Here is a 24,558-nt window from a genome sequence, read left to right as displayed (position 1 = left end):
TCTTCACACGCGCGGCCAGTAACCGACACCGACAGCCGCGCCCAGCTAGGCGTGGCACGAACAACTCGACAACATCCTTCGTGACGAGGCTAGCGGCGCTATCATCCACGATCCATGGCAGGCGCCTCCCAGGCCGCCCACTGCCAATCGATGATGCGCCATCCTTTTCCGAACCTTGAGGAAGTCCCGATGACCCAGGTCAGCAACACGCCTTACGAAGCTCTCGAAGTCGGCCAGACCGCCCAGTACGAGAAGTCTGTGGAAGAGCGCGACATCCAGCTGTTCGCCGCCATGTCCGGTGACCACAACCCCGTACACCTGGATGCCGAGTTCGCCGCCAAGAGCATGTTCCGCGAGCGTATTGCCCATGGCATGTTCAGCGGCGCATTGATCAGCGCCGCCGTGGCCTGCACCCTGCCCGGCCCGGGGACGATCTACCTGGGCCAGACCATGAGCTTCCAGAAACCGGTGAAGATCGGCGATACGCTGACCGTTCGCCTGGAAATCCTCGAGAAACTGCCCAAGTTCAAGGTGCGTATCGCCACCAATGTCTACAACCAGAATGATGAACTGGTCGTCGAAGGCGTCGCCGAGATTCTCGCGCCGCGCAAGCAACAGACCGTCGAGCTGGTGAGCCCACCGAACTTCGTCGCCGGCTGATCACCGCATATCGCGCAAGCGGCGTTTCCCCTGACGCTGCTTCCGCGCTCGCCGCACCCGACCAAATGGCCAGGGTCACGCCGCGGGGCTCATTCGGTCCGGTCCATCAATCCGGCATCCGCTGGGTCACCACCTCTACCAGACGATCCAGGCTTTCACCCCAACCCTGGTAAAACCCCATTTCGTCATGAGTACGGCAATCCGAGGCGTTCCAGTGCCAGGCACGTGCGGTATAGCGGGTTCTGCCCAGCTCGTCGTCGAAAGTCACGACCACGGTCATGAAGGCCTTCTCCGATGGCACCCATCCCGGAAGAAATGCATCGGTAAAAACCAGCCGCCGCGGCGCGACGATGTCGAGGAACACGCCCTGGTTAAGGTATTCGGCACCGTCCGCCGCATGCATCAAGGTCCGGAATACCCCACCCACCCAGAGCTGCATCTCGCATTCCGGCGTGGTCATGCCGTAGGGGCCCCACCATTGGGTCAGCCATTGCGGCTCGGTCCAGGCCCGGAACACCTTGGCGGGGGGCGCATCGATCAATCGACTGATGGAGAGTTCATGTTGCGCCGATCCCTGGCCAGGTCGTTCTAGGCTCATCGTAACGTTCTCCGTGGGCAGGTTCGCAGCTCGCGCACCGGTCGCACCTCCACACTACCGACCCGCACGGCTGAGAAAACCTTGGCAATATTCAAGGCCTTGTCGAGATTTCGAGCGTCGGCCAGATCAAAGCCGACGAGTCGCTCCCTGGTCTCGGTATAGAGGCCATCGGTCAGGCTCATGCGCATTGCGCGTGCACGTACCGTGGTTGCCGACACTGGCGATTTCGGCGCCTCGCTCGCCAGCATTACTCCAGGGTCGCGCGACGATTCGGCTTAGTCATGCAGTTGGCGTCTTCCAGGTTGCAAGGCAGCACGAGAGCCCTTCGTCACGATAGACCAGGCACAGGGGACTCATGCTCCTCTGTGCGGCGCGGCAAAGTGCATTTGGCGATAAAACAAACCGTTCTCAGATCAGGGCTTCAGGTCGAAAAGGGCTCTCTGGGTTTCCATGTCGAAGGGTGCCGACCAGTGCTCGTGGATCACCTGCCAGTGACCTTCGATACGACGATAGCCCACGGTGGCGCGCATGAAGCCGCATTGCGTCTCATCGTCCGAGGGCCCGCAACGATTCAGCCAGTGGGCCAGTGCCAGATCCGCATCGGCGTGCACCTGCAGTTGGGCCACTTCGAAAACCATGGGCCCTGTACAGTAGCTCATGCACATTTCCCAATGCGCGCGATAGGCGGCCTTGCCAACGAATTGCAGGGCCTTGACGGCATCGAAAGCCAGGATGTCCTCGGCGTAAGGTGCGCAGATAGCGTCTAGGTCGCGGTCGCGTACGGCCTGTACCCAGCGCTCGATCAATTGGCGGATTTCATTTTCGGCAGCAGTGTTCATGGATGTCTCCTCCGCTTGCTCAGGTGTGAGGACGCCGTTGTACTGGCGCCTCGTACTACTCACCCAACGGTGTAGGGATAATCGACAACCAAGGACCTATCCTCAGGCCTCTCAGGGCTGTTCCAGTGGTACCCAGATTTCTACCAGCGATCGGGGATCGGCAGGGTTGAAGGTCGCAGGGTAGCGCTCGAACACAGGAGAATTGGCCGAATGCTCTCCCGAGTTGGGCAGCCAGTGTTGAAAGATGCCGTCGAACGTATCCTTGAGCGCTTGCAGGCCATCGCGGTGCTCGAAGACCGCATAGCGTTGCGGCGCCAGCACCAGCGTCGTGAATTCCTTCGGCAACTCGCCTGCATCGGCGACTTCCACTCCGGCCAGATACTCGAAGCCGCCCCGCTCGTCCGGGTGATAGCACAAGCCATAGGTTTCCATGCCGATCTGCTTGGGGACGTGGCCGATGCGCGGCGCGAAACGCTGCCACAGACGAGGCAGACCGCCCAGGTCATCGCTGCTGATGCGCCCGGCGAATCCAGCCACGATCATCGAGCGGCCGCTTTCGAAGCGAGAGGGGAAGACGGGGGTGGCAGTCATGTCCGTGGCCTCGACGTATGATTGGGCGGCAGGGGCCTGCAAGGTTGATTCGAACACTCGACCTCGAGCGCTCGAATGAGCCGCATGGACCACCAGGCATTGCCCGAACGGTACTGGCCCGATAGCGTAGCGCATAATTCGCCCCAAGGACTCGCCGATGACGCCCAGCATCGAAACGCTGCATGCCTGTCAGTCGCTCGAGCTGTCATGGGCACGTGCCGCCGCGGGCGCCAGCTTTCCCCGCCATACTCATGAAGACTATGTCCTGGGCGCCAACCTCGGCGGGCATGAACATGTCTGGCTGGAGGGTCGGGAGCTGCAGGTGTTGCCTGGTCAGGTGACGTTGTACAACCCGTTGGCGGTACAGGGGTCGTGCTTCGGCCCCGAAGGCGCCGAATACGTGGGCGTGCACCTGGCGCCCGAGACGCTGCGCCGGGTGATCGCCGAGAACAATCTGCGCTCGACCGACCAGCCACCCAGCTTCGAACAGGGCAGTCTGCATCGGCCCGCGCTGTTTGCCGCATTGCTCGAGCTGGCTCGATCACCGGCCCATGAGCAGGAACAGGCGCAGCTTCTGCTCTATGCGCAACTGCTCGAACAACCCGAGGCCACGCCAGGCGAGCAGAGGCCCGCGCTTGCCCGCAGCCTCGGCTGCATGCGTGATCATCTGTCGCAACGATTGGAACTGGACCATCTGGCTGGCGTTGCCGGGCTGAGCAAGTACCATTTTGTCCGCTGTTTCAAGAAAGCCACTGGCCTGGGGCCGCTGCAGTACCACATGCAATTGCGGCTGATCGAGGCGCGTCGGCGACTGCGTCGGGGCAGGCATTCCCATGATGTGGCGCTCGACCTGGGCTTTTATGATCAGAGCCATTTCATCACTGCCTTTCGACGCACGCATGGCATGACACCACGGCATTACGCAGCGATCTACGCAACAGGCACCGCCAGGATGAATTCGCGGTAGCCGGAAACGATCACATACAGGGCGAAGTAGCAAAAGATCCCTGCCGACAGCAGGTAGGACCAGGTCAGCAACCGATCCCCCAGCAATCGTCCGCCCTGGCTTGCGACGGCGCACAGCGACAGGCACCAGAACAGCCCGGCGGCGAAGAATCCTGTCAGGAACCAGCCGGCCTGCGCCAGGCCGCCGCCTGCGGAGCGCGAGATCAAGGCACCTCCGACCGCGGTGAACCAGAGGATTGCGCTGGGCGATGACAGGGCCAGGAAGATGCCTCGCAGGAACTCGCGCCAAGCCGATTCCACCACCACTTGACCGCGTGCCTCCAGATGGCCGCCGCGCCACGCGGCCAGCAGCATCCTTATCGCGAACCAGACCAGCAACGCCGAACCGCCCAGCCAGAGCGCCCACCGCACGGTGTCGAACTGCAGCAGCACGGTCATGCCTGCCAGTGCCGCGATGGCATAGATCAGATCGCCGATACAGGTTCCCAGACCCAACCAGAATCCCTGCAGGAACCCTCGCCGCATGGCCAGGGTGATCATGGCGATATTGGCGATACCGATGTCCAGGCACAAGGAGAGCGAGAGGAGAAAACCGTTGGTGAAGGGCATGAGCAAGACTCGGCTATTGATGGAAGCAGGGTCTATTGGATGTTGAAAGGATGGAAGCTGTATTGGAAGAAATTGCTGTGGGGATCTTGGTTTCAGTACCGCGAAACCACCATCATCGCGTTGTCAGAGCAGTATTTATTGCCAGGCGAGTCCTGCGGCCTCGATCGCGGGACAAGCCCGCTCACCACCGGTATGCGGTGTAGCGAAGACAAGCGTCTAGTGGTGAGCGGGCGAGTCCTGCGATCGAGGCCGCAGGACTCGCCTGGCAATGAATGCTGCTCAAACGACACGATGGCGGTGGCCATACTGCGTCAGCACTGCATTACCCTTCCCCACACCCTTCCCCCATCGCCCGGTACTGCAAGACATGCACCTGACCCTGGTGGTCTTCATAAGTCATGGTCGCCGGCACCACTTCGCATACATTGGGAAGGGTCGAAAGACTGATGACACGTTTGATGTCCAGGTTGGTGGAGTAGTCGTACTGTTCGACAACCGGCTGGGAAGCTGACGTGCTCGCCTCATCCGCCAAGGCGAACGAAGACGCACCGATCAATGCAAGTATCAGTAGTGATTTCATGGATAATGGCCTTTGAATGCAATCAAGCGACGCGATTGACTTCATATGCCCGAGTGGCGCGGAGAAGTTGTCAGATCTACTGCTGAAATGACACGAAGTACCGATCCCGCTTCAAACTGCTGTCTGGGATGGATACAGTCTACTCCCCGATCCGGATACTGAAATCCCGAACAAGTACATTCACTTTTACAATGCGTACAACAATCCCGCCTGTTATCACCGATACCAACGAGCCAAGCCTTGACGCAGAGCACTTCTCGAGCAGACTGCGCCTGACCCGCCATTGTCCTTCGACCGGGCCTCACCGTGCGCTGCTCGATAGATTCTATCGCCAGCATGGTTCGCGCATGCGTGCCGTCGGCGAAGGCACTCTATGGATGGCACGCGACAAGGAAATCATCGCAGGCCTGAACCTTGGTCCCGTGCCCGGCGGGCAATGGCTCACCGGACTGTTCGTGGCTCCCTCGAGACGAGGCCAGGGAGTGGCCGCACATCTCATCGAGGCAGCGCTCAACGACGTGGGAATACCCACCTGGCTGTTCTGCCACCCCGACCTCGAACCTTTCTATCGTCGCAATGGCTTTCGCCTTGCCGATCGTCTGCCCGCCGTGCTGGCCGAGCGTCTGTCGCGCTACCAACGCAGTAAGCCGCTGATAGCGCTGACGCGTCTTCAGTCGTCCTTGACGTCGAGCCCCGGGAACAGCACGTCGGTATAGCCGAACCGCGTGAAGTCCTGGATGCGCGAAGGGTACAAGCGCCCGATCAGGTGATCGCATTCATGCTGTACTACCCGAGCATGAAAGCCATCGGCAGTGCGCTCGACAGGTCGACCTTGCGGATCGATGCCTTCATAACGGATATGCTTGAAACGCGGTACCACGCCCCGCAAGCCAGGAACGGACAGGCACCCTTCCCAGCCGTCCTCCACTTCCATCCCCATGGGCGTGATCACGGGATTCAGCAGGATGGTCTGCGGCACCGCTTCAGCGTCGGGATAACGCTCGCTGCGCTCGAAGCCGAAGATCACCAGCTGCAGATCGACCCCGATCTGCGGCGCCGCCAACCCCACTCCGCCGACATGGTGCATGGTCTCGAACATGTCGTCGATCAGTTGCTGCAGTTCGGCACTGCCAATCAGCTTCTGCGGCACCGGCGGGGCGATACGCAGCAAGCGCTCATCGCCCATTTTCAGGATGTCACGGATCATGGACGGTTGGGCTCATGAGGTGCGGGCGCCGGCACGTTCTGGCGATCATGGCCCAGCACGGTCGGCTCTTCCTTGGATCGTGTACCGTCGAAATCCTTTTCACCCTTGTCCTTGCCTTCGGCCGACATATGCTCGATCACCGCGTTCATCTCGGCACCTAGCAGCAGCACGGCAGAGGAGATGTAAAAATACAGAAGGAGCACGATGATCGCACCGATGCTGCCGTAGGTAGCGTTGTAATCGGCGAAGGTTTGCACATAGAAGCCAAAGCCCAGCGAGGCGAGGATCCACACGACCACCGCCAGGACGGACCCTGGGGTAATGAAGCGGAAGTTCTGTTTTACGTCAGGCATCACGTAATACATAAGGGCCACCGCCACCATCATCAGAATGACGATCACCGGCCAACGCAGGATGGTCCAGAGCGTGACAATGAATTCTTCCATGCCGATCTGGCCCGCGATCCACTCCATGACCTGTGGGCCGAGCACCATCAAGGCTGCAACCATCAGCAGCATTGCGGCAATACCGATGGTATAGGCGATCGAAAGCGGGATACGCTTCCAGGCTGGTCGCTCTTCGGGGACGTCGTAGGCGGCGTTCATCGCGCTCATCATCAGCCGCACACCTGCGGAGGCTGTCCAGAGAGCGATGACGATACCCACCGAGACCAGTCCGCCCTTGGACTGTTGCAACTGATCGATCACCGGGTTGACCAGGTCCAGGGCCTGAGGCGGCAGGACCAGTTCGGACTGCAGGCGCAACCAGCTGAAGAAGTCCGGCAAGTGCAGGAAGCCGATCAAGGCAATGAGAAACAGCAAGAAAGGAAACAGCGAGAACAGCATCTGATAGGCCAGCGCTGACGCATAGGTGGACATATCGTCATTGATGAACTCGTTGACGGTGCGCACCAGCACGCGGTGCAAAGGCAGGCCCTGAAGGGCATTGAAAATCATAGCGTCTCCTTTCGCCGCTTGTCTGTCATCGATGCAGGCGAAAAACCGGGTGGGTGTCTCTGACTGCAGGTTGAGTTCAATAGACCACGTACCCGACGATACTGCTCACTGGAACACCAATAAAAACGGCCACCCTCAGGTAGCCGTGATTGCCGACCGCCGAGGGTCAAGGCTTTTTAACGGAATCCTTCACGGTATTCTTGACGTCGCCTGCCACTTGCTGGGCCTCGCCCTTCAGCTCCTGACCCTTGCCTTCGGCGCGCAGGTTGTCATTGTCGGCAACCTTGCCAACGCCCTGCTTGATGTTACCCACTGCTTCGTTGGCCATGCCCTTGACTTTGTCTTTGGTGCCACTCATGGGGAAATCTCCTTGTGCGAAAGACACATAAAGTGTGCCGACAATAAATGGACGCGGAGACATCGGGAAAGGTTTCAATTTTCTTTTCGAGTCGATCCGTCGAGAAACAGCGGGCGAATATCGCACCGAATCCGACCGCCCCTGGCTGCGTCGCCCCACTTCCCTGCCCTAGAATCCGCAGCGACACAGCGACCCACGCAGGTCGCTACCAATAAGAACAACAGCTGATCGGAACTCGTCCTCATGCGCTTGATGCCCGTGCTGGCAGCCCTGCTGCCCCTGCTTTCCTTATCCGCTCTTGGCGACACCACCCACCAGGTGCTGCGCGTCGATCGTTACGCCGACGATGACCAGACAGGCAGCCTGCGCTGGGCCATCGAAACCAGCAACCGTACTCCTGGTGAGCAGTCCATCGAAATCGACGCTGTCGGCCAGGCGCCCTATGTGATTCGACCTACCCGCGCCTTGCCCGCCATTCTCGGCCCGGTGCGGATCAGCGGGACCGCCTGGGCCCGCGACGGCCAGTACATCGCCATCGATGGCTCGGGCTACCTGCAGGGTGAAGGTGCTCACGCCTGCCCGGGCGCGACGCCTGGACAATACGGTACCAATGTACGCACCACCACAGGGCCCGGCCTGGTCCTGCGCGATACCCAAGGCGTGCACATCAGTGGCCTAGAGGTGCGCAATTTCTGCATCGGTATCCTGGTCAATCGCGCCAGCCACAACGTCATCCAGGACAACCGCATCGTCGCCAACAAGGGCGGTGCGGGGATCATGCTCACCGGCGACGATGGCAAAGGCAATCCGACCGCCACCAGCACTGTGAACAACAAGGTGCTGCGTAACCAGTTGATCGACAATGGCGACGGCCTGGAGCTCACCCGCGGCGCCGCTTTCAACCTGGTGGCCGACAACCTCTTCCGTTCGACCCCCGCCAACCCCGAGCCGTCCCAAGGCATCGAGATTCTTCTGGGCAATGACAATACCGTGGTGCGCAACCGCTTCGAGAACTACTCCGATGGCCTGCAGATCAACTGGGGGCATCGCAATTACCTGGGCGCCAATACCTTCAGCGGCAACTCCATCGGCGTCAGTGTCACCGGCGATGGCAACATCCTCGACGGCAACCTGATCCACGGCAACCGAATCGGCATCGCCCTGCGTCCGGAGCCGCAGGTGACCCGCACACGCCTGACCGCCAACCGCATCTGGCATAACGGACAGGACATTCGTCGCTGCGAGGCAGGTGGCTCCTGCGTCCCCGACCAGCGCACCGGGGCCATCATCTTCGGGGTGCCGGCGCAGGCCCATGCGCTATACGTCGGCTCACGCGGGATCGGCGCCGACTTGCCGAAGCAGGACCAGGCCAGCATCTGCGACGCCCAAGGCGCACCTGCGGGCTGCCAGCCCCTGCCCAATCACAACCAGCAACCCCCGCACCTCACCGCGCTGGACGGCAAGCGCCTGCTGGGCGAGGTCAAGGGCGCGGCTTCGACCAGCCTGCGCGTAGAGCTGTTCGGCAATGGATCCAGCGATGCCGTGGAAGCGGAGCGCTACTTGGGTGAAGTACTGGTGAACACCGATAGCCAAGGCCTGGGGCGATTCAGTTTCCCACTGGAGGAGGCAGGCACCTTGGGCAGCTTTACCGCGACCGTCACCACGGCAGACGGCGCGACCTCCGAGCTGAGCTCCGCGCTGCGTCGTTGACCGCCGCGATCGATACCAGCGGTTGCTCAATCACGCTGCACGGCCCAAGCTGTGTGGCGTGAGCCACAGGAAACAGAGCACACCATGGGTCGAGTCGTCGCAGCGGCGGTCTACAGCGCCGGCAGAAAGGTTACCAATATCAGCATGGCCGAAGGCCGCGAATGGGCATGCAAGCCTGGGCATTTCGTCTGGATCGGCCTGGAAGAGCCCAACGCCGAGGAACTGGCCACTCTGCAGGCCCAGTTCAACCTGCATGAGCTGGCCATCGAGGATGCGCTGGAGAAACACAGCAGGCCCAAGCTCGAAACGTTCGGCGACGCGCTGTTCATCGTGACCTACTCGCCAGTGCGGCACGAAGGCCGTCTCGAGTTCATCGAGACCCATATCTTCGCCGGCAACGGTTACGTCATCACCTGTCGCAACGGCCATTCCAAGTCCTATGCCCTGGTGCGCCAACGCTGCGAAGCGCGCCCGTTGCTGCTGGAACATGGGGAAGACTTCGTTCTCTACGCCCTGCTCGACTTCGTCACCGAAAACTACCAACCGGTCAGCGAAGCCATTCATGGCGAGATCGAGATGCTGGAGCAGAGCGTGCTCAGCGGCTCGCTCAAGGAACGCGACATCCAACACCTGCACAGCCTGCGTCGGGACATCCTGCGCCTGCGCCGCTATGTCTCACCAATGGTGGAAATCAGCGAAGAGCTGCAGCGCCTGAGCTTTCCGTTCATCGAGAAGAACATGCGACCCTACTTTCGCGACGTGCAGATCCACGTCAACCGGCAGATGGAAGACCTTACCAGCATCCATGATATCGCCAGCCAGACCATCGAGATCGGCATGTTGCTGGAATCCTCGCGCCAGAGCATCCTCCAGCGCAAACTGGCGGCCTGGGCGGCTATTCTGGCATTCCCGACGGCGGTAGCCGGGATCTACGGCATGAACTTTCAGAACATGCCCGAACTGGAGTGGCACTACGGGTATTACGTGGTCCTGGGGGTGATCACCGTGGGTTGCACGACGCTGTACACCAGTTTCAAACGGGCCGGATGGCTGTAGCAGGCTCGCAGCCGGGGCCGCAGGCGGTGCCTGGCGCGCTGCTCCGGCCTGCTGAACGCGTGCGCCATCGCCACCGCCGGGCCTCCAGCTACGCTTCCTGCTTTTCTGGCGAATGACCGATGAACCGCAACATCCACTCCCCAACCAGATCCCCTTGATGCTGCTCGTCAAGACTGGCCAGGGCTTTGCGATACACCTCATCGCCCAGATGCGTCTGGCGGGCATCCAGCAGCGCGCGTGAATAATCGTGGACGAACTCGGGGTGTCCCTGGAAGCACAGCACCTGGTCGCGGATGTGGTACGCGGCGAACGGGCAGAAGTCACTGGAAGCGATCACCGTGGCGTCTTTCGGCAACTGCGTAACCTGGTCCTGATGGCTGATCAACAGGGTCAGCTCCGACACATCCGCGTCCATCCAGGGCGCATGGGCCGCCAGGGTATAGCGATGGATACCTACGCCCCAGCCACCCGTGGCGCGCTCGACCTTACCGCCCAGGAGTAGCGCCAGCACCTGATGGCCGAAACAGATGCCCAACAACTTGTCGCCACGCCTGTAGCGCTCCAGCAGATAGTCCTTGAGCGTCTGGATCCAAGGATCGGCACCGAACGAATCCGCTTTGCTGCCCGTCACAAGATAGGCATCGAAAACCTGGTGCTCTTCGGGATACTCGCCATTCATCACGTTGTAGACGTGGAATTCGGCCGTGATCGATTGGCGCGTGAACAACTGCTCGAACATCCTTCCGTAGCCCTGGTATTGCGCGATCAACTCCGGTCGCAGGACGTCGGTTTCCAGGATGCAGATGCGTAACGACATAGAAGTAGTCCTGAACGACATGAATGGGAATGGCTGTAGAGCCTGCCGCGAAAGATACGTACAAGCAAGTCCAGGACTCAGACGAACGGTATCCAGCCAGGTCTCTCGTATCCGGCACCGCGCACCCGTCTAAACAGAGGATGCCAGCGAAGCGGACACTGGTGTTATATCCGCTTGACATCAGAAAGCCCATAAACAGAACAAAGGGTTCTCAAACATGGATGACGTTCGCCCTACTGTAGATTCTATATCCAGACAAGAGAGGCAGTCAGGCATGGCGTCCGGGGGCGCCATGGCAGTCGGCCCGAAGCGCGACAGGGAAGGCGTCGGGTCTTCAGGAATAACAACAAAAAGGCGGAACGCCATGTTCAAGCACTCCAAAGTACGCCAGGCCGGACTCATACTGTTTGCCACGACCTTGCTACTGATTCTGCCGAACCTGACACGTCTGTTCGGTTGAAGCCGCTGTGGCATTCATTGGTCCTGCGCGGTTAATCTGCCGACCCTGATGGTCGGAGATGCCCGATGCGCCAATGCCTGGCCCTGCTGCTGTTCGCTTTAAGCCTGCCACTTGCGGCGGCGCAGCTGAACCTGCAAATCGGTGCGGACCGCACCTGGCAGACTGCCGCCTTGCTCGCCCATCCTCAGACTCAGGACATTCAGGTCGAACAGGATGTGACCTACAAGCGCCCGATGCACTACCGCGCCGTGCCCTTGGCCGCGCTGCTCGACGGGGTAAGCGAAGGCGACCACTTGCAAGCCGTGGCACTGGACGGATTCGCCGCCGAAATGCCTGCCGGCCCATTGCTTCAGGACGGACCGGCTCGCGCCTGGCTGGCCATTGAAGATCCTGCTCATCCCTGGCCTGGGCTCGGCAAGGACAAGCCCAGCGCCGGCCCCTTCTACCTGGTCTGGACGCACCCCGAGGCAAGTGGCATTCGTCCGGAGCAGTGGCCGTTCCAGATCACCACGCTGCGCCGATTGGCGTCAGTAGCTGAGCGCTTCCCGGCACTATTGCCAGACGAAGCCTTGACCGAAGACGATCCGATCCGCCAAGGCTTTGCCCTGTTCCAGCAGAACTGCCTCGCTTGCCATCGACTCAATGGCGCCGGTGACGCCCAGTTGGGGCCGGATCTGAACCTGCCGCACAATCCGACCGAATACTTGCGTCCTGGCTACCTGAGACGGTTGATCCGCGACCCGCAAAGCCTGCGCCAGTGGCCGCAGGCGAAAATGCCGGGCTTTGCGCCGAGCGTGTTGAACGAGCAGGAACTGGATGCCTTGCTGGCCTATCTGGAGCATATGGCCGGCCGCAAGCTTCAGGCACGGTAGACACGGAGGGAAAGGGCTGCCGCGCAGCCTATGCCGGTCAGTCAAGGAAAAATATTCAATTCACATGCTGGAGATTAGACTTCGGCTTATGGAGTCTTCTGTGAAGCTGACGGCCTGTCGCGGGACAAGCCCGCTTGCCACCAGGAATATGTATTAGCTACACCGCGCACCGGTGGCGAGCGGGCTTGCCCCGCGACAGGCCGCCAGCCTCACAAAGCTTTAGAGCTGTCATACAAGCTCCAGCATGCGAAATCGAACATTTCCTTAACTGACTGGCATTGACCGCGCAGCCCTGGTTCAACGGCGATCGATCAGGCGCTTCAGCTTACCGTTCGCTCATGCTTGACACCCCAACCTTCGACCTCACCGCCCAATGGCAAGATGACCGCTTCGAAGCCTTGTTCGAAGTCGTCGATACCCAGGTAGGTGGCATACATGACCTTGCTCAACTGCAGGTGCCAGGCTCCATCGTCACGCTCGCAGATCTGGGCATTCAGGGACTCGCCCTGGAATTTGCCGGCAGCCTTTCGCGCCCCTGCTTCGTCGGGGAAAACCGCATAGAACTCGATCGGATGGATACGGGTGAAATCGAAACCGCCAGCTTTCATCTGGCTAAGGACACTGCTGCTGATATCGTCGTTCAAGCTGCTCATGGAACGTCCTCCTGAAAAACTATGGATAGACTTTCGGCGCCAAAGGCACGTTCTCGGCAGGCGGTGGCCTACCGAGAAATTCGAGCTAATGCATGAAGCGAATGAAGCGAAGAAGCGACGCGGGTCCGCAGAAATGACCTACGTCTGATTGCAGCGTAGCGTTTTGCGGCCGCTACGCCAACATGCATGTGGTTCAGGGTGACTCGTGAATGCCGGTAATGACCACTCCATTCTGCTCCTTGAGCCAGCGCGCGGTTGGAGAAGCGTCACGGTCTTTAAAGTCGTTCAGGTCCAATGTTTCCAGAAGGGGAAATAACTGCTTGCGAATCAGTTGCGCTGCGTATTCTTCACTAGGACGCTCTTCTGAAGGAATCAACAACGAGGTCGGTTCGCCCTTCTGATCGGCAAAGATGACTTCCCACTCTTTCATTGAACAGCCCTCGATCAAAGAAAAACCCTGGGGCGTATGGCCCCTGTCTTTGCTTGACCAATGGAGTCTGGGGTTCGTTCACAAGAGATGGCCAAGCGGTGATTGCCCTGAGCCCGGTAGCGGCTGTAGGCCGCAGTTCGCGCGGGTATCCCTGAAGATACACCGCGCAAACAGGACCAAGGTCTTACTCAGGCTTTCCGTGAACTACACCTGCCGTATTATCCAGCAAGCTCTTGGTCGCCGTCTGGATGTAGGACTCCAGCTTGCGCACCATCTCTGCCTGGTCGGGGCTTTCGATCAGCTCGGCCTTGAACTCGTTGCCAAGCTGGTAGCGATACAGGCGTGGGTTCATGTCCTTGGACTCGATCAGGATGCGGTCGCCCTGTACCAGGCCGACGATCTGCTCGCTGCCCGAAGGCTTGATCATGCCGAGACCCTGATCGCCCTCGGGGAGATTGAGCAGGTCTCGACCCCAGCACTGGTGACGGGTCTGCCCACCCAGACGGCCCATGATGGTCGGGACGACATCGACCTGGGTACCCACGGTATGGCTGACTGCGCCGAATTTTTCCTGGATGCCTGGCGCGATCAGCAGCAGCGGGACATTGAAGCGTCCAAGGTCCAGCTCGGTGACCTGCTGATGGTTGCCGAAACCGTGGTCACCGACGATGACGAACAAGGTCTCCTTGAAGTACGGCTGCTTGCGCGCCTTTTCGAAGAACTGGCCCAACGCCCAGTCCGAATAGCGCATGGCGGTCAAGTGCTCGTCGAGACGGCCCTGGCCCGTAACCGGCTCGACCGGCAGATCCTTGGGCAACGCATAGGGGGTATGGTTGGAAAGGGTCTGCAACAGGGCATAGAACGGCTTCTTGCCGTAGTTGTTCGCCAGCTCCTCGGCGGCTCGATCGAACATGTCCTGGTCGGACACGCCCCAGGTGGGGTCGGAGAACACCGGATTGACGAAGTCGTTGCGGCCAATGAAGGTGGTCATGCCTTGGTTGCCGAAGAAACCGGACTGGTTATCCCAGGCAAAATCACCGTTGTAGACATACACGTCATCGTAGTCGCGAGCACTGAGCAGGGCTGGCAGGCCGGACAGCTTGTGCCCGCCTTCGGGCGTCTGCATCAGGTACTCGAAACCTGGCAGGTTGGGGAAGCACGCCATGGTGGCGAACATGCCCTGATGGGTGTGGGTACCATTGGAAAAGAAGCGATCGAACAGCAGACCGTCCTTGGCGAGCTTGTCGAAGTACGGCGTGATTCGGGTCTGGCTGCCCAGGGCCCCTACCGAGTGCCCGGCGAAGCTCTCCATGAGGATCACCACAACGTTCTTGATCGGCAAGGCACGCTCGGCGGGCGGCAGGAAATCGCGACGGATCGCGGCGCTGTCGGCGTCGACCAGCGTATCGTTCGGCGTGAGCAGCACTTCGCGTACGTTCTGCTGGGCCTGTACGGGGTCGAGCGTCGCCTTCCAGATATTGGCGCGGTCTTCGCCGAAACGGCTCTTCGCCGCGTCGATCAGGGTCAGGGTACCGTTCAGGCCGAGCTGGTTGACGAAGTTCGAATCGGTGGTGAAGGCATCGCCCCAGCGCATGGGCGGCCCTTGGCGCAATGTGCCGCGTGCAGCGACCACGGCCACCAGCAGGATGACCATGAACACGGCCAGCCGGTTGTACCATGGCGCAATGCTTCGCTGCCCGCTCACCGCGCCGGAGGTATTGCCGCCACGGGTCAGACGATCGATACCTTTGAACAGCAGGCTCAGCAGCCAGGTGCCGAAGACCCATGCCAGCAGATAGCGCACGACCGGGAAGCCGTACCAGAGCATGCTCATGACGGTCTTGGGGTCTTCCTTGATGTACTGGAAGACCAGACCGTTGAGGCGCTGATGGAATTCGCGATAGAAGTCCATTTCCACCAGGCCGAGGAACATCACGATGCTGGACGCGAGCGTCAGCCACAGGCGGAACACCCCCCGCGCCGCCATGGCCCTGGGGCTGAGTATGGCCAGCAGCAGCGGAATGCTGAGATAGACCACGACGCGCAAGTCGAAGCGCAGCCCGTTGAGGAAACCCTCGGCGACGGTGGAATAAGGCGTATCGCCGATCATGTCGCTGTTATAGAGCAGCAGCCCCAGACGGACCAGGCTGAGCATCAGCATGATTACCAGAGCGCAGAGCAGCGTATAGAGAAGGTGCGATTTGAGGGTCGGCACGAACGGGCGCGACGCCGCTCGTTGTTTCAGGGCATCCGTGTTGGCCATGAATGAGAGGATCCTAGGATTACGGGTTTGCGAGGGGGCATACGTCGCCCAACAGCCTAATGTGCCCGGAAATGCCGTCGAGTAAAACGACAATTGGGCCAACGCAGCATTGCGCGGCGCGGATTGTGGTTAATGCCGTGTGAAAATTTTGTCACGGAGGGTTCATTGTCGAGCAGGGCAGCTATTTCAGACATTCTGGGGTTACCCCTATATGCCTCGGCTCTCAAGGCCCAGAAAAAGGGCGCTAGCGCATAATGCCAGTCAGCCAAGGAACACTATTCGATTTCTTACAGGCTGAACTTATCTGGTAGCTCTCGAGCTTGTGGATGCTGATGGCCTCATCGCGGGACAAGCCCGCTCGCCACCGGTGCGCGGTAATCCCCGGTGGCGAGCGGGCTTGTCCCGCGATGAGGCCATCAGCATCACACAGATTCTCGAAACCGAAGCCAAAAGCTTAAGCCTGTAAGAAATCGAATAGTGTTCCTTGACTGGCTGGCATCGCGCGCTAGCGGTCTTTATCCACCCGTTCGCACATTCCCTCGCGGCCCGGCGATCAGCCAGATGATCAGCCCGAATACCGGCAACAACAGGATCAACAGCACCCACAAGATCTTCGCTCCGCCTCCTGCACCGCTTTTGAGAACGTTGACGACTGCCCAGATGTCCAACGCAAGAATGATAAGGCCGACCAGGCCATTGAACGTGGAACCCATGTTGCCGCTCCTGCACGTCGTTGATGTCGCTGAGCATAGTCCGCTATCACGCCCATGAAGGAAAACCTGACGAGCTTGACGGGCAACGGGAATACACTGCTCTCATGCCATTGCCGACGAGGTCCAGATGCCACCCTCCCAAACCGAAAGCGCGGCACCCTACTCGCTCGTCAACGCCTGGCGGCAGCAGGCGCACAATTCGCCCTGGCTGAGCGCCGGCCTGGGCCTGAGCCTGTTGATCATCGTCGTGCTGCTGTTGGTCAGCATCTGGAATGCAATCAATGGCGATCATGCCCATAACCTCCACCTGGCGGTGCTCGGCGGATCGGCAGGCTTCGGCGCGACGGCGCTGGGGGCCGTCCTGGCGATCATCCTGCGCGATGTCAGTACCCGCAGCCAGGACGTGATGCTTGGCTTCGCCGCGGGTATGATGCTCGCGGCCAGTTCGTTTTCGTTGATCCTGCCTGGTTTAGACGCCGCCCGTGAAATCACCGGCAGCGGTCCGGGCGCCGCCTTCACCGTAGTGCTCGGCATGACCCTGGGGGTGCTGCTGATGCTCGGCCTGGACCATTTCACCCCCCACGAACATGAAAGCACCGGACCACGCGGCCCGGAGACAGAACGCATCAGCCGGGTCTGGCTGTTCGTCCTGGCCATCACCCTGCATAACCTGCCGGAGGGGATGGCCATCGGCGTCAGCTTCACCAATGGCGACATGAGCATCGGCCTGCCACTGACCAGCGCCATCGCCATTCAGGACATTCCCGAAGGCCTCGCCGTTGCCCTGGCGCTTCGCGCTACCGGCCTGTCCAACTTCAAGGCCGCGCTGGTGGCCATCGGCTCGGGCCTGATGGAACCGTTGGGGGCCGTGATGGGCCTTGGCATCTCCACGGGTTTCGCACTGGCCTACCCGATCAGCATGGGAGTGGCCGCCGGCGCGATGCTCTTCGTGGTCTCCCATGAGGTGATCCCCGAAACGCACCGCAACGGCCATCAGACTTCCGCCACCGTCGGCCTGATGGGCGGGTTCGCCGTGATGATGTTCCTCGATACCGCCTTGGGCTAGCGGCTGGTACGGTCGAGTCGAGTATTCGAACCGACCGTGCACGCCGCTAGACGTGGACTGCCACCCGCAACGCCTCCAGGGCAGGCGCCGCGGCGATGCCCACTTGCTCGCTCAACTCCAGCACGCGTGGCAGGTCGTTCTGCCCGACCATGACCATTTGCAGCTCATCGTCCAGCAACTGGCTGAAGTTCAACAGCACATAGCCCCCTGCTTCCTTGTTCAGAGCCGACATCTGCACCTGAATGCGGTTGAGCGCGGTCAGTGGCTCGGTCTTGGCCAATTGCTTGGGCTTGAGGGTGAAGGCGATGCTCTTGTCGAAGGAGTCGACGATATGCTGGAACAGTTCAGGGTAGCTGTCAGCCTGGAACAGGACGGTCTCGGGCAAGCTGCCGACGACGATCCACTCGCCCAGTGGGATCGGGAAGCTGTCGTCATAGTTGATATCGGGGTTGGCGGCCAGGAACCCGGCCGGGTCAGCATACGCCTGGCTGGCTTCCTCGGCGATACGCTCGATGTCTTCCTCGCGCAGGCAGCCGGCACCGATCAGGCTGATGAGTTCGAGCAACTGGTTTTTCATGAAAGGGCCCTGCGGCTTGAAAAAAGTCGCCAAGGATAGCCTTAAAAGGCCCTGCACGGTTAGCCGGCCAGCGCCTCCAGCCGCGCGGCGGTGTCCGTGGCGCCCATGGTCCGTGCCGCATCCAGCGCCGTGGCCCCGCGTGCGTCCTGGCGTCGCGGATCAGCGCCGTGCTGCAGGAGAAAATCGAGGATCTCGGTACGATTGAACATGGCCGCCAGCATCAGCGCTGTACGACCATCCGCCGCCGCGGCATCCACCACCACGCCCTGCTCCATCAGCAGCTGAATCATCTTCAGATCGCCCTTGAACGCAGCACCGGCAATGGGCAGTTGACCGTTGTCATTGGCGATGAGGGGATCGGCACCATGCTCCAGGAGCACGCGCACGGCTTCGTGATGGCCGTGATAGCTGGCCAGCATCAGCAACGTGTCGCCCTTGTGGTTACGCAGGTTCACCGGCAAGCCGCTGCCGAGCAAACGTCCCAGCATCTGGGCATCGCCCTGACGGGCACAGTCGAATACCTGGCTGACAAAGGCCGCAGCCTCGTCATCGTTCATGGTGGCGGGCTGACGCTGATCGGACATCTGGAACCTCCTGGCAATGGGTAATGCCTAAGTCTTTGTCAGGCAGTACTCGCGCGTCAAAGGTTCCGAATGCATGCATTCGATAGGGAATCCTCATCACCATGCAAAATGCACTATGCAATTTGCCCGACCATGCACAATGCACGGGGTTCCCACAAAATTTTATTAGTAACTAATTGATTTTAAAGGTTTTTTTGTAAGATAAAAAGCTGGCACAGTCGCTGCAACCATCAACTCATCTCTGAAAATCCAATGTCAGGAGTTGATATGGACCTCATCCAGCAAAAGTTCGCCTCGGTCTTTTCCGCTTACCAGGTCACTACCCAGCCACGTCCCGATGGCGGCATCCTGCTGTCCCTGCGCACCCCGGACGGCAAAGTGACTCGCCGAGTACTGTCTTACAGCCAGATGCATAGCGCAGAGCAACTGTCGTGGGCCATCAGCGCCATTCGCCGCGACCTCGCCGAACAAGCCAGCGAACTGCCAGTGATCAACATGCTGCAAAGCCAGCAGCGTTTCGCTCTGCCGACCTACCGTTGAGGTTGCACCGGATTCGCGGGGCAATGCCTTTTCCATGACAGATCCGATGGAAGAGGAATTACCCCGCGAATTTCCCCTGCAGGCGTCGATCAGTCGTCGAACCGGGGTAATTGGCGCGGAATCAGATCACCTGTATAAGTGGGTCGAGCGCCCTGCTCATCCTTGAAGAGCCGAATCGCCACGCACTGTGCCTGCTCACCCAGGTCGAACCAGCGACGCATGCCGCCGGGTATCACCACCAGGTCATGCTTGTCGCATAGCACGGCAAAAAAAGACTCATCATTGCGCACCACTACCTGACCATTTCCTGCCACGAACCAACATACCTCTTCACCGGTATGCAGATGTTCGTCGCCAAATTCGAGTGGCTGTGCCTGTGCCCCACCAATGCTGATCACCTTCACGGCCGCCAGGCCCCGCTCGGTCATCAAGCGGTCGAGCTGTTCGCGACAGGCATCGATCACGGCTTCGCTGTCGTCACCCGGCTGGATCGCCGCCTCCGCGCGACAGCGTTCGAAACGTACGCCGCACTCGGCCAGGGTCGCAATGATGTCATCGCGGTGAGTCAGCACCTTGTTGGGTACCGAAGGGCTGGACTGGTGGTAAACGCTGAGGAAGCTCATCAGGGGTTGTTCCCGGTCTCTTTCATTCGAATGACGATGATAACCGCTGCCGCGATGGCGGCGAGGCTGGCTATACCAAAGGTGAAGTGTGGGCCCAGCAGGCTCCAGCTGTAGCCCGAATACAGCGCGCCGAGCGCACCACCCGTACCGGCCAGGGCGGCATACAGCGCTTGCCCCTGCCCTTGTTGCCGAGCACCGAAACTGGACTGGACGAAGGCGATGGCCGCGGCATGGAAACAACCGAAGGTCGCCGCATGCAGGATCTGGCTGAACACCAGCACGGCCGGGACATCGGCCAAGGTTCCCAGCAGCAACCAGCGAAGCCCTGCCAGCACGAAGCTGGCCAACAGGACCTGCTGGATCGAAAAGCGCGCGAAGATCCTGGCCATGAACAGGAATACCAGCACCTCGGCCACCACGCCCAGCGCCCATAACAGGCCGATGGCCCCGCGGCTATAGCCCAGGTGCTCGAGATGCAGGGTGAGGAAGGTGTAGTAAGGCCCGTGACTGAGCTGCATCAGCCCCACGCACAGGTAGAACGCCAGCACGCCTGGCGCCGTCAGCTGCTTGAGAAAGCCTCCGGCGGCGCTGCGCTCGGGATGTTCCGGCGGCTGGGCGTTGGGTACCCAGAGGCTGGCAGCGACGATACCCGCCATGATCGCCACCAGAGCAATCGGGTAGATGTCCAGGCTCAGCCACTCGAACAGCTGTCCCAGCCCGACCACCGTGAGAATGAACCCGATCGAACCCCACAGGCGCACCTGGCTGTAGCGCCCCGTCTGGCCCTGCAGGTGGGCCAAGGTGATCACTTCGAACTGCGGCAGCACCGCATGCCAGAAGAAGGCGTGCAACGCCATTACCAGCGCCAGCCAGGCGTAGCTCTTGCCCAGGAAGATCAGCGAGAAGGTGGCCAGCGTCGCTAGCGCCCCCAGGCGCACGATCAACAGGCGCTGGCCGCTGCGATCACCCAGCCAGCCCCACAGGTTGGGGGCGACGCAGCGCATCAGCATGGGGATCGCCACCAGCTCGCCGATCCGCGCCGGAGAAAAGCCCAGGTGATCGAAGTACAGCGCCAGGAACGGCGCTGTCGATCCGAGCAGGGCGAAGTAGAACAGGTAGAAGCTGGACAGTCGCCAGTACGGGATCGGCGCCACGGCTCAGGCGGCCACGGCGCGCGCGCCGGGATGCGCCATCAGATCTGCCCCAGCACTGGCGTGGAAACACGCACCTCGGCGTTCTGCGCACGGTGGCGCAACAGATGATCCATCAGCACGATGGCCATCATGGCTTCGGCGATCGGCGTGGCACGGATGCCCACGCAGGGATCGTGACGGCCCTTGGTGATCACGTCCACCGGGTTGCCGTCGACATCGATGGAGCGACCCGGCACGGTGATGCTAGAGGTTGGCTTGAGCGCCAAATGGGCAATGATCGGCTGGCCGGAGGAAATCCCACCGAGGATGCCGCCGGCATTGTTGCTCAGGAAGCCCTCAGGGGTCAGCTCGTCGCGGTGTTCGGTGCCGCGCTGGGCGACACTGGCGAACCCGGCGCCGATCTCCACGCCCTTGACCGCGTTGATGCTCATCAGCGCATGGGCGAGCTCCGCGTCCAGACGGTCGAAGATCGGCTCGCCCAGGCCCGGCATCACGCCTTCGGCGACCACGGTGATCTTCGCGCCGACCGAATCCTGGTCGCGGCGCAACTGGTCCATGTACGCCTCCAGCTCCGGTACCTTGGCTGGGTCGGGACTGAAGAAGGCGTTGTCCTCGACCGAATCCCAGCCCTTGAACGGAATGTCGATCGGGCCGAGCTGGCTCATGTAGCCGCGCACCTGAATACCCTGGGTAGCCAGGTACTTCTTGGCGATGGCACCGGCGGCCACGCGCATGGCCGTTTCGCGCGCCGAGCTGCGGCCGCCGCCACGGTAGTCGCGAGTGCCGTATTTGTGATGATAGGTGTAGTCGGCATGGGCCGGGCGAAACAGGTCCTTGATCGCCGAGTAGTCCTTGGACTTCTGGTCGGTATTGCGGATCAGGAGGCCGATGGAGCAGCCCGTGGTCCGCCCTTCGAACACACCGGAGAGGATCTCGACCTCGTCGGCCTCCTGACGCTGGGTGGTATGCCGACTGGTGCCCGGCTTGCGCCGGTCGAGATCGTGCTGCAGGTCGGCCAGGGAGATCTCCAGGCCGGGCGGGCAGCCGTCGACAATGGCGACCAACGCCGGACCATGGCTCTCGCCAGCGGTGGTGACAGTGAACAGCTTGCCGTAGGTATTGCCGGACATGCAGACGCTCCGCGAATCAGCCTGATTTGAACAAGGCCGCCAGTATACGCAGGCGCACCGGGCAGTTCATCCCCGTTGAACGAACCTTGCGCCAGGTGCCGGGTCCAACCGGCATCCCCTCACGTAGTAGCCTCATGATGTCACGCATCGCCGCCCTGCTTCTGCTGTTCTGCGCCGGCCTGGCGCAAGCCGCCGCCCCGACCGTCCTGCATCGCCCGATCAGCCTGGATACCGGCCAGGGGACCTTGCATGGCAGTCTGCTCCTGCCGCAAGGCGATACGCCACCGCCGGTGGTGCTCATCATCGCAGGCTCCGGCCCCACCGATCGTGACGGCAACAACCCGGCGGGTGGTCGCATCGACAACCTCAAGCGCCTGGCCTTGCTGCTGGCCAACGAGCACATCGCCAGCGTGCGTTACGACAAGCGCGGCGTGGCCGCCAGCCAACCGGCCACGCCTGACGAGCGTGACCTCAGTGTCGAGCGCTACGTGGACGATGCCGTAGCCTGGAGTCGCAAGCTCAAGGCCGATCCGCGTTTCGGCCAGTTGATTCTGATAGGCCATAGCGAAGGTGCCTTGATCGCCAGCCTGGCCGCCGAACAGGCCGATGCCAGTGCCGTCATCACCCTTGCCGGCAGTGGTCGACCGGTGGCGCAGGTACTGCGTGAGCAACTGGCGCAGCGCCTGCGCCCCGCCGACCTGGCCCGAGGCACCGCCTTGCTCGATCGCCTGCAGGCCGGGCAGACCAGCCTTGACGTGCCCGCCCCATTACGCTCGGTGTTCCGGCCCAGCGTACAGCCCTACCTGATCTCGCTGTTTCGCCAGGACCCCGCGGCGGCCTTCGCCCGGCTCAAGGTACCGGCGCTGATCCTGCAGGGGCGCAACGATGTGCAGGTGGACGTGGAGGATGCCGAGCGCTTGCAGGCGGCCAAGCCCGATGCCCAGCTGGCATTGATCGACGGCATGAACCACATGCTGCGCATCAGTCCTCGGGACATGAGCCAGCAGCGTGACAGCTACAACAATCCCGACCTGCCGCTGGCGCGGGAGCTGGGTGAGCGGATCATTGCGTTCATCCAGGGGCTGCCCGCCAGCTGAAGAAGCCTCGACGAGCACCCTCAGGAATCGCCCGCGCTGGCCGATAAGTCTTCTGACAATCATGCGCGTGCGGCAAGGGCCCTGCCCTTCCTGATCAGGTCTCGGCTCGCCGGGTAGCCTCATCTGTCGGCCCCGCGCTGGACGCCGAGACGTGCACAGAGGACTTCCTGATGACCGACGCCCCCGCAGCCGCCAATACCGGCGAAGAACAACAGACTCCTCAGGGGGAAACCCACCTCTGGGCCGATGTGGTGCCCGAGCGCTTCCAACTGCTGCGCCTGGCGCCTTTGCCTACCGACCGCACCAGTGGCGCACGACCGTTGCGCTTCGTGGAATATGGCCACACCGAGCGGCATAGCAAGATCTGCAGCCTGCTGCGCCTGGAAGTGCGCCTTCCCGGGCAGAAGGTGCACAAGGAGCAGAACCGGCTGGATGTCTGGGTCGATCATGATGAGCGCCTGGTGCGCCTGGGCGCCGACGCCGGGTTGCAGGTCGATCCGGCGAACCGGGGCCTGGGGCGCTTCCTGATTGCCCAGGCTGTCTTGTGGCTGCAGCGCAGATGGTCGCATTACCGCATCGAGGCCACCGACCTGCTCACCAAGAGTCCATTGAACGAAGACATCCGTCTGCGCCGAGACCATGTCCTGCAGAGCGCGGGGATGGAAGTGGCCTATACGGATGCACAGCGCCTGAAGGCACATACGGTGGAGCTACAGGTTGGCCAGCTCAAGGCGGGATGGAACGGTGACAGAGTCCAGCCCGTCGGCATCCTGGACGCGGCAAGCATGCTGCAGCAGGCGGAGCAGAGCCTGCAGGAGAAGGAAGCGCAGCTGCGCGAGCGGGATGAACGAGTAGCCAGGTACAGCCGAGAAGACAGCGGATTGCGTTTCACCATTACCTGTCTGGTGGCGTTTTCGGTGTTTCAGGCGGGGTTGCTGATCTGGATGGCTACTCGGTAGATATAGGGTTTACGGATTATCGGGGGGTGAGGTTGGTTGGGGAGTGGTCGCTAGATGCGTGCCGTGGTTTTTTTAGCGCCCTCGAGATCGAGCGCTGCCCGTGCGGCGCTTCGCGCAGGGCATGTCATGGCATTTTTAGTGCCCCGGAGATCGAGCGCCGCCCGCGCGGCGCTTCGCGTAGTGCATGTCATAGCATTTGTAGCGCCCCTGAAATCGAGCGCCGCCCGCGCGGCGCTTCGCGGGTAAACCCGCTCCCACATTTGTTGCAACGCACCATGGCCTGAGAGAGAGGAGTTGTCAGCCTTGGTGCTTGGCTGAAGATTTCTATAGGCTTTTGCTGACACCTCGATATCAAGTCTTACAAGCAGGGCTAAGAACTCGGTCTATCAGGCCATGGTACGTTGCAACAAATGTGGGAGCGGGTTTACCCGCGAAGCGCCGCGCGGGCGGCGCTCGATCTCAAGGGCACTAAAAATCCAACAACATGCAC

General features: G+C 61.1%; 28 protein-coding genes and 1 pseudogene. 10 read left to right on the top strand and 19 right to left on the bottom strand.

Features of this window, described 5'->3' with window-relative positions; all coding sequences use genetic code 11:
* Positions 1 to 189: 189 nt before the first annotated feature.
* Positions 190 to 660, top strand: coding sequence for a MaoC family dehydratase (locus G7009_RS02965; protein WP_181128489.1), 471 nt, complete (start codon positions 190 to 192; stop codon positions 658 to 660).
* Positions 661 to 766: 106 nt separating this feature from the next.
* On the opposite strand, the gene G7009_RS02960 is transcribed toward G7009_RS02965, so the two are convergent.
* From G7009_RS02960 to G7009_RS02945, 4 genes and pseudogenes are all read right to left on the bottom strand, one after another.
* A complete protein-coding gene (locus G7009_RS02960) occupies positions 767 to 1,258 on the bottom strand; it encodes an SRPBCC family protein (RefSeq protein WP_181128488.1) in 492 nt (163 codons plus the stop codon).
* Positions 1,255 to 1,615, bottom strand: a pseudogene (locus G7009_RS02955) (YciI family protein). Before G7009_RS02955 ends, G7009_RS02960 begins: the two are co-directional and overlap by 4 nt.
* Positions 1,616 to 1,671: 56 nt before the next feature.
* Positions 1,672 to 2,097: a YybH family protein gene (locus tag G7009_RS02950; protein WP_181128487.1), complete on the bottom strand. Its 426-nt coding sequence runs from the start codon at positions 2,095 to 2,097 to the stop codon at positions 1,672 to 1,674.
* Positions 2,098 to 2,208: 111 nt separating this feature from the next.
* The gene (locus tag G7009_RS02945) at positions 2,209 to 2,688 is read right to left on the bottom strand and encodes a GyrI-like domain-containing protein (protein WP_181128486.1); all 480 of its coding nucleotides are present in this window, start codon (positions 2,686 to 2,688) and stop codon (positions 2,209 to 2,211) included.
* A gap of 157 nt (positions 2,689 to 2,845) precedes the next feature.
* Here G7009_RS02945 and G7009_RS02940 point away from each other — a divergent pair, with 157 nt between their 5' ends.
* Positions 2,846 to 3,655 (top strand): helix-turn-helix transcriptional regulator, encoded by an 810-nt coding sequence (locus tag G7009_RS02940; protein WP_181128485.1) that lies wholly within the window; start codon positions 2,846 to 2,848, stop codon positions 3,653 to 3,655.
* On the opposite strand, the gene G7009_RS02935 is transcribed toward G7009_RS02940, so the two are convergent.
* Positions 3,619 to 4,263 (bottom strand): LysE family translocator, encoded by a 645-nt coding sequence (locus G7009_RS02935; protein WP_181128484.1) that lies wholly within the window; start codon positions 4,261 to 4,263, stop codon positions 3,619 to 3,621. The two genes, G7009_RS02940 and G7009_RS02935, sit on opposite strands and share 37 nt — an antisense overlap.
* A 322-nt stretch (positions 4,264 to 4,585) precedes the next feature.
* Complete coding sequence (locus G7009_RS02930; RefSeq protein WP_181128483.1) at positions 4,586 to 4,843, bottom strand: DUF2790 domain-containing protein; 258 nt, start codon at positions 4,841 to 4,843, stop codon at positions 4,586 to 4,588.
* A 347-nt stretch (positions 4,844 to 5,190) separates the two neighbouring features.
* Between G7009_RS02930 and G7009_RS02925 the strand changes: the two genes are divergently transcribed.
* A complete protein-coding gene (locus G7009_RS02925; RefSeq protein WP_181128690.1) occupies positions 5,191 to 5,559 on the top strand; it encodes a GNAT family N-acetyltransferase in 369 nt (122 codons plus the stop codon).
* Here the strand turns inward: G7009_RS02925 and def are convergent.
* From def to G7009_RS02910, 3 genes are all read right to left on the bottom strand, one after another.
* Entirely contained in the window at positions 5,514 to 6,050 is a 537-nt protein-coding gene (gene def / locus G7009_RS02920) for a peptide deformylase (RefSeq protein WP_181128482.1), read from the bottom strand. The two genes, G7009_RS02925 and def, sit on opposite strands and share 46 nt — an antisense overlap.
* The gene (locus G7009_RS02915; RefSeq protein WP_181128481.1) at positions 6,047 to 7,006 is read right to left on the bottom strand and encodes a YihY/virulence factor BrkB family protein; all 960 of its coding nucleotides are present in this window, start codon (positions 7,004 to 7,006) and stop codon (positions 6,047 to 6,049) included. Before G7009_RS02915 ends, def begins: the two co-directional genes overlap by 4 nt.
* Before the next feature lie 166 nt (positions 7,007 to 7,172).
* Positions 7,173 to 7,364, bottom strand: a complete 192-nt coding sequence (locus G7009_RS02910) for a CsbD family protein (RefSeq protein WP_181128480.1) — start codon at positions 7,362 to 7,364, stop codon at positions 7,173 to 7,175.
* Between the two features lie 243 nt (positions 7,365 to 7,607).
* On the opposite strand from G7009_RS02910, the gene G7009_RS02905 reads away from it, so the two are divergent.
* Together G7009_RS02905 and G7009_RS02900 are read left to right on the top strand one after the other, a co-directional pair.
* Complete coding sequence (locus G7009_RS02905) at positions 7,608 to 9,074, top strand: right-handed parallel beta-helix repeat-containing protein (RefSeq protein WP_181128479.1); 1,467 nt, start codon at positions 7,608 to 7,610, stop codon at positions 9,072 to 9,074.
* A gap of 84 nt (positions 9,075 to 9,158) precedes the next feature.
* Positions 9,159 to 10,130: a magnesium and cobalt transport protein CorA gene (locus G7009_RS02900; RefSeq protein ID WP_181128478.1), complete on the top strand. Its 972-nt coding sequence runs from the start codon at positions 9,159 to 9,161 to the stop codon at positions 10,128 to 10,130.
* 88 nt (positions 10,131 to 10,218) lie between these two features.
* Here the strand turns inward: G7009_RS02900 and G7009_RS02895 are convergent, their stop codons facing one another.
* Positions 10,219 to 10,947: an amidotransferase gene (locus G7009_RS02895; RefSeq protein ID WP_181128477.1), complete on the bottom strand. Its 729-nt coding sequence runs from the start codon at positions 10,945 to 10,947 to the stop codon at positions 10,219 to 10,221.
* A gap of 525 nt (positions 10,948 to 11,472) precedes the next feature.
* On the opposite strand from G7009_RS02895, the gene G7009_RS02890 reads away from it, so the two are divergent.
* A complete protein-coding gene (locus tag G7009_RS02890; protein ID WP_181128476.1) occupies positions 11,473 to 12,279 on the top strand; it encodes a c-type cytochrome in 807 nt (268 codons plus the stop codon).
* Positions 12,280 to 12,599: 320 nt separating this feature from the next.
* On the opposite strand, the gene G7009_RS02885 is transcribed toward G7009_RS02890, so the two are convergent.
* From G7009_RS02885 to G7009_RS02870, 4 genes are all read right to left on the bottom strand, one after another.
* The gene (locus tag G7009_RS02885; RefSeq protein ID WP_181128475.1) at positions 12,600 to 12,932 is read right to left on the bottom strand and encodes a ribonuclease E inhibitor RraB; all 333 of its coding nucleotides are present in this window, start codon (positions 12,930 to 12,932) and stop codon (positions 12,600 to 12,602) included.
* 193 nt (positions 12,933 to 13,125) lie between these two features.
* Positions 13,126 to 13,362 (bottom strand): hypothetical protein, encoded by a 237-nt coding sequence (locus tag G7009_RS02880; protein ID WP_181128474.1) that lies wholly within the window; start codon positions 13,360 to 13,362, stop codon positions 13,126 to 13,128.
* A 184-nt stretch (positions 13,363 to 13,546) separates the two neighbouring features.
* The gene (locus tag G7009_RS02875; protein ID WP_181128473.1) at positions 13,547 to 15,625 is read right to left on the bottom strand and encodes an LTA synthase family protein; all 2,079 of its coding nucleotides are present in this window, start codon (positions 15,623 to 15,625) and stop codon (positions 13,547 to 13,549) included.
* A 515-nt stretch (positions 15,626 to 16,140) separates the two neighbouring features.
* Positions 16,141 to 16,338: a PLDc N-terminal domain-containing protein gene (locus G7009_RS02870; protein ID WP_181128472.1), complete on the bottom strand. Its 198-nt coding sequence runs from the start codon at positions 16,336 to 16,338 to the stop codon at positions 16,141 to 16,143.
* A gap of 127 nt (positions 16,339 to 16,465) precedes the next feature.
* Here G7009_RS02870 and G7009_RS02865 point away from each other — a divergent pair, with 127 nt between their 5' ends.
* On the top strand, positions 16,466 to 17,404 hold the full coding sequence (locus G7009_RS02865) for a ZIP family metal transporter (protein ID WP_181128471.1): 939 nt from the start codon (positions 16,466 to 16,468) through the stop codon (positions 17,402 to 17,404).
* Positions 17,405 to 17,450: 46 nt separating this feature from the next.
* On the opposite strand, the gene G7009_RS02860 is transcribed toward G7009_RS02865, so the two are convergent.
* On the bottom strand, positions 17,451 to 17,981 hold the full coding sequence (locus tag G7009_RS02860) for a hypothetical protein (protein ID WP_181128470.1): 531 nt from the start codon (positions 17,979 to 17,981) through the stop codon (positions 17,451 to 17,453).
* A gap of 59 nt (positions 17,982 to 18,040) precedes the next feature.
* Entirely contained in the window at positions 18,041 to 18,565 is a 525-nt protein-coding gene (locus G7009_RS02855; protein WP_181128469.1) for an ankyrin repeat domain-containing protein, read from the bottom strand.
* A 267-nt stretch (positions 18,566 to 18,832) separates the two neighbouring features.
* Between G7009_RS02855 and G7009_RS02850 the strand changes: the two genes are divergently transcribed.
* Entirely contained in the window at positions 18,833 to 19,105 is a 273-nt protein-coding gene (locus G7009_RS02850; protein WP_181128468.1) for a DUF3509 domain-containing protein, read from the top strand.
* 89 nt (positions 19,106 to 19,194) lie between these two features.
* Here G7009_RS02850 and G7009_RS02845 read toward each other — a convergent pair whose 3' ends face one another.
* Genes G7009_RS02845 through aroC form a run of 3 tightly spaced genes read right to left on the bottom strand, consistent with a single transcriptional unit; the run spans position 19,195 to position 22,012 of the window.
* Positions 19,195 to 19,728: a hypothetical protein gene (locus G7009_RS02845; RefSeq protein WP_181128467.1), complete on the bottom strand. Its 534-nt coding sequence runs from the start codon at positions 19,726 to 19,728 to the stop codon at positions 19,195 to 19,197.
* The gene (locus tag G7009_RS02840; protein WP_181128466.1) at positions 19,728 to 20,882 is read right to left on the bottom strand and encodes an MFS transporter; all 1,155 of its coding nucleotides are present in this window, start codon (positions 20,880 to 20,882) and stop codon (positions 19,728 to 19,730) included. Before G7009_RS02840 ends, G7009_RS02845 begins: the two co-directional genes overlap by 1 nt.
* Positions 20,883 to 20,920: 38 nt before the next feature.
* On the bottom strand, positions 20,921 to 22,012 hold the full coding sequence (aroC, locus tag G7009_RS02835) for a chorismate synthase (protein ID WP_181128465.1): 1,092 nt from the start codon (positions 22,010 to 22,012) through the stop codon (positions 20,921 to 20,923).
* Between the two features lie 134 nt (positions 22,013 to 22,146).
* Between aroC and G7009_RS02830 the strand changes: the two genes are divergently transcribed.
* Together G7009_RS02830 and G7009_RS02825 are read left to right on the top strand one after the other, a co-directional pair.
* The gene (locus tag G7009_RS02830) at positions 22,147 to 23,109 is read left to right on the top strand and encodes an alpha/beta hydrolase (RefSeq protein ID WP_181128464.1); all 963 of its coding nucleotides are present in this window, start codon (positions 22,147 to 22,149) and stop codon (positions 23,107 to 23,109) included.
* Between the two features lie 170 nt (positions 23,110 to 23,279).
* Positions 23,280 to 24,068, top strand: coding sequence for a hypothetical protein (locus G7009_RS02825; protein WP_181128463.1), 789 nt, complete (start codon positions 23,280 to 23,282; stop codon positions 24,066 to 24,068).
* Positions 24,069 to 24,558: the final 490 nt, after the last annotated feature.

Source organism: Pseudomonas capeferrum, assembly GCF_013523055.1.
Taxonomy (GTDB): domain Bacteria; phylum Pseudomonadota; class Gammaproteobacteria; order Pseudomonadales; family Pseudomonadaceae; genus Aquipseudomonas; species Aquipseudomonas capeferrum_A.
The sequence above is the reverse complement of the archived record's forward strand: the minus strand, read 5'-3'. Positions and strand labels throughout refer to the sequence as shown.